4 protein-coding genes are annotated in these 8829 nt (G+C 61.4%); 2 read left to right on the forward strand and 2 right to left on the reverse strand.

The window, feature by feature from the left end; translation table 11 throughout:
- Nucleotides 1–118 precede the first annotated feature (118 nt).
- Nucleotides 119–1165: a threonine aldolase family protein gene (locus tag AC13QE_RS23830; RefSeq protein ID WP_132717532.1), complete on the reverse strand. Its 1047-nt coding sequence runs from the start codon at nt 1163–1165 to the stop codon at nt 119–121.
- Between the two features lie 566 nt (nt 1166–1731).
- Between AC13QE_RS23830 and gltB the strand changes: the two genes are divergently transcribed.
- Together gltB and AC13QE_RS23840 are read left to right on the forward strand one after the other, a co-directional pair.
- On the forward strand, nt 1732–6456 hold the full coding sequence (gene gltB, locus AC13QE_RS23835; protein ID WP_488485522.1) for a glutamate synthase large subunit: 4725 nt from the start codon (nt 1732–1734) through the stop codon (nt 6454–6456).
- Nucleotides 6457–6633: 177 nt separating this feature from the next.
- Nucleotides 6634–8088 (forward strand): glutamate synthase subunit beta, encoded by a 1455-nt coding sequence (locus AC13QE_RS23840; RefSeq protein WP_488485523.1) that lies wholly within the window; start codon nt 6634–6636, stop codon nt 8086–8088.
- 64 nt (nt 8089–8152) lie between these two features.
- On the opposite strand, the gene AC13QE_RS23845 is transcribed toward AC13QE_RS23840, so the two are convergent.
- The coding region (locus AC13QE_RS23845; protein ID WP_488485524.1) for an aminoacyl--tRNA ligase-related protein at nt 8153–8829 on the reverse strand (677 nt) is incomplete at its 5' end.

Consider the following 8829-nt stretch of genomic DNA (forward strand, 5'->3'; position numbering starts at 1 on the left):
CGATCGCGGCGATCTATCGAACTTCGCAATGATCGCCCATCGGAATCAAAACTGACCCCTTCTGGCATTGTGAGCGCCGTCCGGCCGTAAAGTCGGCTCCGGCGCTCTTTTCATGCGGTCAACCCAGGCAAGCGAGGAAATTCCCCACATCCGCCTCGGTGGTGGCGAAGCTGGTCACGAGGCGGATCAGCGTTTCATCCCTGCCGACGAGATCCGGCTGCGATTCCGGGATCGGCCATTCGTAGAACTTCGCTCCCTTGTCTTCGGCCGCCTTGGCGGCGGATTTTGGGATGATCGCAAAAACCTCATTCGAGGCAGTCGGCCATGCGAGACGGGCGCCGCGGGTCTTTTCGAGGCCGGCGCGCAGCCGATCGGCCATCCCATTGGAATGGCGGGCGAGATCAAGCCAGAGGCCGTCCTGGAAATAGCCGTCGAACTGGGCGGCGATGAAGCGCGACTTGGAGAAAAGCTGGGCGGCGCGTTTGCGGATGAAATGCATCTCCTTTGCCTTCTCCGGATCGAAGATGACGATCGCCTCGGCGCACCAGCAGCCGTTTTTGGTGCCGCCGAAGGAGAGGATATCGACGCCGCGCCTCCAAGTCATCTCGGCTGGTGTCGTGCCGAGCGCGACGAGGGCGTTGGCGAAACGCGCGCCATCCATATGCAGCGGCAGGCCGTTCGCCTTGGCGATGGCGGCGATGGCGTCGATCTCGGCAAGCGAATAGACCGTGCCGATTTCCGTCGCTTGCGTGATCGTCACGGCGGCGGCGCGGCCGTGATGCACGGCATCCTGCGGGAAGCGTGCAATTTTTGCAGCAAGGGCCTCGGGGTCGATCTTGCCCGCGTCACCCTTGACGGTTGCCAGCCGCGCGCTGCTGAAGAAGTCCGGTGAACCGCATTCGTCCTCGGCTACATGCGCCTCGCTGTGGCAAAAGGTGATGCCACCCGGCTTCTGGACGCTGGCGAGCGACAGCGAGTTGGCGGCAGAGCCCGTGGCGACGAAGAATACGGAGACTTCGCGCTCGAATATCTCTGAAAACTTTGCCTCGACCTTCTGATCCAGTTCGCTCAAGCCATATGCTGTTGCAAAACCTCCCGCCTCTGCGAGAAGACGTTCAGCGATCTTGGAGTGGGCACCGGCCCAATTATCGGAGGCAAAAAACATCGAAGTGCACCAATTATAAGGAGTGAATTGAAGGTGAGTTAGATAGGATCGGGCGGACATTACGCCAATGCAAAAACCTATCAAGAGCATGAGTTTGAAGAATGCATCACAGAAATTGATCTACGCAATCAACAAATAAAATGATGCGCTGCAGCGAAACTTTATTGCTTGATTTATGCAACAAAGGCAATCTTACGTCTTCGGTTGACGAAATTTTGCCGTTTTGCTCTTGCGAAGGCAGAAGCTTTCTGGCATAGAGCTGATGAATTAGGACAGGGTTGCTGTCCTATTTTGGCCGCCAAGGCCGAAGATGCGCTAAGGGTCCTGACGATGTCGGGATTTCGAGCTATAGTTACCAGGAGCGTGTCCCTTTCAGCCCTTCGGGCAGGGGGCAATGCGGCGGTGGAATAGCAGGACGCGAAACGCTGACGACGGGCTCCATATAAGGAGCCGCGGTTCGCAGCCGGATCTTCACAATGCAACAGCGCAGTCGCGCGTCGGCCTCGGAAACGGACCGCGCGGGACGAAGAAGCGCCCGCGACGCGGGCCTTATCGGAGGGAAGACCATGACGAACAGGACGACGTTGACGAGTTTTGACCAGACCGCTGCAGTGAATGCTGCCGTGACGGCCAAGACGTCGAAACGCGCTGTCGGCATCCCGCCGAAACAGGGCCTTTATGATCCCCGCAACGAGCATGACGCCTGTGGCGTCGGCTTTGTTGCGCATATGAAGGGTCAGAAGTCGCACCAGATCGTGCGCGACGGCTTGTTCATTCTCGAAAACCTGACGCATCGCGGTGCTGTCGGCGCCGATCCGCTGATGGGCGACGGCGCGGGCATTCTCGTACAGATTCCCGACCGCTTCTTCCGTGAGGAAATGGCGAAACAGGGCGTGATCCTGCCGAAGGCGGGCGAATATGGCGTCGGCCATTTCTTCCTGCCGCGCGACGAAGCGCTGATCGAGCACTTCAAGACCGCGATCAAGCAGGTCGTGGCCGAAGAGGGTCAGGTGTTGCTCGGCTTCCGCGACGTGCCCGTCGACAACTCTTCGCTGTCGAAGGCACCTGATATTGCCGCCACCGAGCCGCACCATGTGCAGGTCTTCATCGGCGCCGGCCGTGACGCCGGCACGAACGAGGAATTCGAGCGCCGCCTCTTTACCCTGCGCAAGGTGATCTCCAACCGCATCTATGCGGAATACGAGGGCGAGGAGAGCAGCTTCTACCCAGTCTCGCTGTCGAGCTCGACCATCGTCTACAAGGGCATGTTCCTCGCCTATCAGGTGGGCGCCTATTATAAGGACTTGTCCGACCCGCGTTTCGAGACGGCGGTTGCCCTCGTGCATCAGCGTTTCTCGACCAACACCTTCCCGTCGTGGAAGCTGGCGCATCCCTACCGCATGGTCGCGCATAACGGCGAAATCAACACGCTGCGCGGCAACGTCAACTGGATGGCCGCTCGCCAGGCTTCGGTATCCTCGCCGCTGTTTGGCGACGATATCTCCAAGCTCTGGCCGATCTCCTATGAAGGTCAGTCGGACACGGCCTGTTTCGACAACGCGCTCGAATTCCTCGTGCGTGGTGGATACTCCCTGGCGCATGCCATGATGATGCTCATCCCAGAGGCATGGGCCGGCAACCAGCTGATGGCGCCGGAACGCAAGGCATTTTACGAGTATCATGCCGCCCTGATGGAGCCATGGGATGGCCCTGCCGCCGTCGCCTTCACCGATGGCAAGCAGATCGGCGCGACGCTCGACCGTAACGGCCTGCGTCCGGCCCGCTATCTCGTCACCAGCGACGACCGCATCATCATGGCGTCCGAAGCCGGCGTTCTGCCTGTCGAGGAAGAGAAGATCATCCAGAAGTGGCGCCTGCAGCCGGGCAAGATGCTGCTCATCGATATGGAAAAGGGCCGTATCATCTCCGACGACGAGGTGAAGTCGGAACTGTCGACCAAGCATCCCTATCGCAGCTGGCTGAACCGCACGCAGCTGATCCTGGAAGACCTGAAGCCGGTGGAGCCGCGGGCGCTGCGTCGCGACGTGTCGCTGCTCGATCGCCAGCAGGCCTTCGGCTATACGACCGAGGACACCAAGCTCCTGATGTCGCCGATGGCGACGACCGGTCAGGAAGCTGTCGGCTCCATGGGTACGGATACGCCGATCTCGGCCATGTCCGACAAGCCGAAGCTGCTCTACACCTACTTCAAGCAGAACTTCGCGCAGGTGACGAACCCGCCGATCGATCCGATCCGCGAGGAACTCGTCATGAGCCTTGTGTCGTTCATCGGCCCGCGTCCGAACCTGCTCGATCATACCGGCATGGCCAACGCCAAGCGTCTGGAAGTGCGCCAGCCGATCCTGACCAACGGCGATCTCGAAAAGATCCGCTCGATCGGTCACACCGAGGATCGCTTCGACACCAAGACGCTCGACTTCACCTATGATGTCGAACGTGGCGCCGAAGGCATGCCCGAGATGCTCGACCGTCTCTGCGAGCGGGCGGAAGCGGCCGTTCGCGGCGGTTACAACATCATCGTGCTTTCCGACCGCCAGATCGGACCGGACCGCATCGCGATCCCGGCGCTGCTGGCGACGGCAGCCGTGCACCATCACCTGATCCGCAAGGGCCTGCGCACGTCGGTCGGTATCGTCGTCGAAACCGGCGAGCCGCGTGAAGTGCATCACTTCTGCCTGCTGGCCGGTTACGGCGCCGAGGCGATCAACCCGTATATGGCGTTCGACACGCTGCTTGACATGCACCAGCGCGGCGAATTCCCGAAGGAAGTGGATGCGACCGAAGTCGTCTACCGCTACATCAAGGCGGTCGGCAAGGGCATCCTCAAGGTCATGTCGAAGATGGGCATCTCGACCTATCAGTCCTATTGCGGCGCGCAGATCTTCGATGCCGTGGGCTTGCAGCAGGAGCTGGTCGACAAGTACTTCTTCGGCACAGCAACCATGATCGAAGGCATCGGCCTCGAGACGATCGCCGAGGAAACCGTCTCGCGTCACAAGGCTGCTTTCGGCCGCGATCCGCTGCTCGCAAGCACGCTCGACATCGGAGGCGAATATGCCTACCGCATGCGTGGCGAAAGCCACGCCTGGACGCCCGATGCTGTGGCTGCCCTGCAGCATGCCGTGCGCGGGAATGCCGAGGACCGCTATCGCGAGTTCTCCGAGATGGTCAACGAGTCGGCGCTCCGGATGAACACCATCCGTGGCCTCTTCAAGATCAAGGGTGCGGAAGCGCTCGGCCGCAAGCCGATCTCGATCGATGAGGTCGAGCCGGCTGCCGACATCGTCAAGCGCTTCTCGACGGGCGCCATGTCCTTCGGCTCCATCAGCCGCGAGGCGCATACGACGCTGGCGATCGCCATGAACCGTATCGGCGGCAAATCGAACACCGGCGAAGGCGGCGAAGAATCCGACCGCTACATGCCGCTCTTCGACGGCTCGCCGAACCCGGAACGTTCCGCCATCAAGCAGATCGCCTCCGGCCGTTTTGGCGTGACGACCGAATATCTGGTCAATGCCGACGTGCTGCAGATCAAGGTGGCGCAGGGCGCCAAGCCCGGCGAAGGCGGCCAGCTGCCCGGCCACAAGGTCGATGCTACGGTTGCCAAGACCCGGCACTCGACGCCGGGCGTCGGCCTGATCTCGCCGCCACCGCATCATGACATCTATTCGATCGAAGATCTGGCGCAGCTGATCTATGACCTGAAGAACGTCAACCCGACCTCGGATGTCTCGGTCAAGCTCGTTTCGGAAGTCGGCGTCGGCACCGTTGCCGCCGGCGTTGCCAAGGCGCGCGCCGATCACATCACCGTCTCGGGCTATGATGGCGGCACCGGCGCTTCGCCGCTGACCTCGCTGAAGCATGCCGGCTCGCCCTGGGAAATCGGCCTTGCCGAGACCCAGCAGACGCTGGTGCTGAACGGGCTGCGCTCGCGCATCGCCCTGCAGGTCGATGGCGGTCTGAAGACCGGCCGCGACGTCATCATCGGCGCGCTGCTCGGTGCCGACGAATTCGGCTTCGCCACCGCGCCGCTGATTGCGGCCGGCTGCATCATGATGCGCAAGTGCCACCTCAACACCTGTCCGGTTGGCGTCGCCACCCAGGACCCGGTTCTGCGCAAGCGCTTCAAGGGCGCGCCGGAGCATGTCATCAACTACTTCTTCTTCGTGGCCGAAGAAGTACGCGAGATTCTCGCCTCGCTTGGCGTTGCCAAGCTGGACGAGATCATCGGCGCTTCCGAGCTTCTGGAAAAGGACGACATGCTCGCTCACTGGAAGGCGAGGGGCCTCGACTTCAGCCGCATCTTCCACAAGGTCGATGCGCCGAAGGAAGAGACCTACTGGACGACAGTGCAGAAGCATCCAATCGACGACATTCTCGACCGCAAGCTGATCGAGAAGGCGGAGCCGGCGCTTTCTTCGAAGACGCCTGTCGCCTTCGAAGTCGACATCAGGAATGTCGACCGTTCGGCCGGCGCCATGCTGTCGGGCGCGGTTGCCAAGCGCTATGGTCATCGTGGCCTGAAGGATGACACGATCAGCGTCACCCTGAAGGGAACGGCGGGCCAATCCTTCGCGGCCTTCCTGGCACGGGGCGTCACCTTCAATCTGATTGGCGACGGCAACGACTATGTCGGCAAGGGCCTTTCGGGCGGCCGTATCATCATCCGTCCGCCGGAGAACTCGAAGATCATCGCTGAGAACTCGATCATCGTCGGCAACACCGTGCTTTACGGTGCGACCGAGGGCGAGTGCTACTTCCGCGGTGTCGCGGGCGAGCGCTTTGCGGTCAGAAACTCGGGCGCGATCGCCGTCGTCGAAGGCGTGGGCGACCACGGCTGCGAATATATGACCGGCGGCGTCGTCGTCGTGCTCGGCGAAACCGGGCGCAACTTCGCGGCCGGCATGTCGGGCGGCGTGGCATATGTTCTCGACGAGAAGGGCGATTTCGCCCGTCGCTGCAACATGGCGATGGTCGAGCTGGAGCCGGTTCCCGAGGAAGACGAGCTGCTGGAGAAGCTGCATCATCACGGTGGCGACATCATGCACAAGGGACGCGTCGACGTCTCCGATGACATGACGCGCCACGACGAAGAGCGTCTCTTCCAGCTGATTTCGAACCACTTCCACTATACGGGCTCGACGCGAGCCAAGGAGATCCTCGATCACTGGGCCGATTACCGCCCGAAATTCCGCAAGGTCATGCCGGTCGAATACCGCCGCGCCCTTGAGGAAATGGAGCGCAGCCGGATGAGCGTGGCGGCGGAGTAATCCGCCCCGGTTCTGAAACCAGTCGAGGGTTTCGCCTCGCATTGCGATCGCCGTCATGGCGATCGCGACTGTCGAACAGCGGAATCGGATTTGAATTAAAGTGCCGGACAGGGAAACCGAGATGACCCTCAGGCACGGGAGCCGTGAGCTCCTCTTTTTGAGTGAGGAAACGAAAGCATGGGCAAGGTAACAGGCTTCTTGGAAATCGACCGGCAAGTGGCGAAGTATCAGCCGGCGTCGGATCGCATCCGGCATTTCCGTGAATTCACGATCCCCATGTCGGACCAGGAAGTGCAGAAACAGGCAGCCCGCTGCATGGACTGTGGCATTCCCTATTGCCACGGCCCGACCGGCTGCCCGGTGCACAACCAGATCCCCGATTGGAACGACCTCGTTTACAACAACAATTGGGAACAGGCGATCCACAACCTGCATTCGACCAACAACTTCCCGGAGTTCACCGGCCGCGTCTGCCCTGCACCCTGCGAGGAAGCCTGCACGCTGAACCTGGAAGACGCGCCCGTCGCGATCAAGACCGTCGAGCAGGCGATTGCCGACAAGGCCTATGAGCTCGGCTTCATCCGGCCGCAGCCGGCAACGGTTCACACCGGCAAGAAGGTCGCAATCATCGGCTCCGGCCCTGCCGGCATGGCTGCTGCCCAGCAGCTCGGCCGCGCAGGTCACGACGTCCACGTCTACGAGCGCGAAAGCAAGCCGGGCGGCCTGCTGCGCTATGGTATCCCGGACTTCAAGATGGAGAAGAACTTCATCGATCGCCGCGTCGAGCAGATGAAGGGCGAAGGCGTCACCTTCCATTGCGGTGTCAATGTCGGCGTCGATGTCAAGGTCGAGCAGCTTCTGGCCGACCATGATGCCGTGCTCTATTGCGGCGGCTCGGAAACCCCGCGCGAAGCTGGCATTCCTGGCACAACGCTCGCAGGCGTCCACGACGCCATGCCCTATCTGGTGCAGCAGAACCGCCGCGTCGGCCGCGAAAACATCGACAGCGTCGGCTGGCCTGCCGATCCGATCCTGGCAGGCGGGAAGCATATCGTCGTCGTCGGTGGTGGTGATACGGCATCCGACTGCGTCGGCACGGCATTCCGTCAGGGTGCGGTGAAGGTGACCCAGCTCGACATTCGTCCGCAGCCGCCGGAGAAGGAAGACAAGCTCGCCGTATGGCCCTTCTGGGCAACGAAGATGCGCACCTCTTCCTCGCAGGCCGAAGGTGCGGTTCGCGAATTCCAGGTGGCAACGCTCGAGTTCATCGGCGAAGACGGCGTGCTGACGGGCGTGAAGTGCTGCGAAGTCGATGATCGCCGCAAGCCGATCGCCGGCACGGAATTCGTCATCCGCGCCGATCTCGCCTTCATCGCCATCGGCTTCCGTGGCCCGTTCACCGACAGCGTGCTCAAGGAAATGGACGGCAAGCTCGCGTTGAATACCGACCGCCGCGGCTCGACCAACGTCGTTGCCAACGACAAGGACTACAAGACCTCGGTCGACAAGCTCTGGACGGCTGGCGACATTCGCCGCGGCCAGTCGTTGGTCGTCTGGGCGATCCGCGAGGGCCGCCAGGCCGCGCGCGCGATCGACGAGGCCTTGATGGGTTCGACGGTTCTGCCGAGCTGAGGTTCGCCTTCACCTCGGGCAAAGTGATTGAAGGCCGGGTTCGCAATGAGCCCGGCCTTTGTCGTTATCGGCTTGCGGCGATGTTCCAGTTGTAGAGGCAGCGGTCGAGGCCTATCGCGATTTCGAGCACCGCGACGTCATGGTCTATCGCCAGCCCCTTCTTCGGCTGGCTGCGGTAGCGCTGAGGAAAGTCCGCTCGTCTCGAAATCGAGCAGACCTCCATCCATTTGTCGCCATTATCGACCTCGATATCCATGGTGACCTCGGAATAGGCCGGCAAGCGATCGGACGGCACGATCCGTGTCGGCAGATGGATGACCGAGGCGATCATCCTGCGGACGGGTTCCAATGCTGCGGCGTGATAATCGTTGCCGCTATCGCCGGTGAAGGCGCATTGGAATTCGAGCTGCCAGAATTCCTTGAGCCTCACATGCTTGCTTGGCTGGTCCTGTTCCCGGCGGTAGGATTTCCCGGCCTGCCAGACGCACAAGGGGAGCCGAGTTCTGGAATGATTTCCGAGAAGATGTTGCATGTAGGCGTAGGTTGACGGCGTCGTTTCGGGCCGGAGCACAAGTTCGGCTTCGGTGTTCGACATTCGCTCCTGCACCCATATGTCGGCGTTTGAGTAGGCGGCCGAGACAAGATTTCGCGGCATCAGGGTCGGAGCCTCGACCCTTCGTATATCCCAAGCGGGGTTTGCGGATCGCAGGAAGCTTACCACTTCATCGGAAAAGAAGCGGA

This window comes from Martinezella sp. CNPSo 3957 (assembly GCF_057784395.1).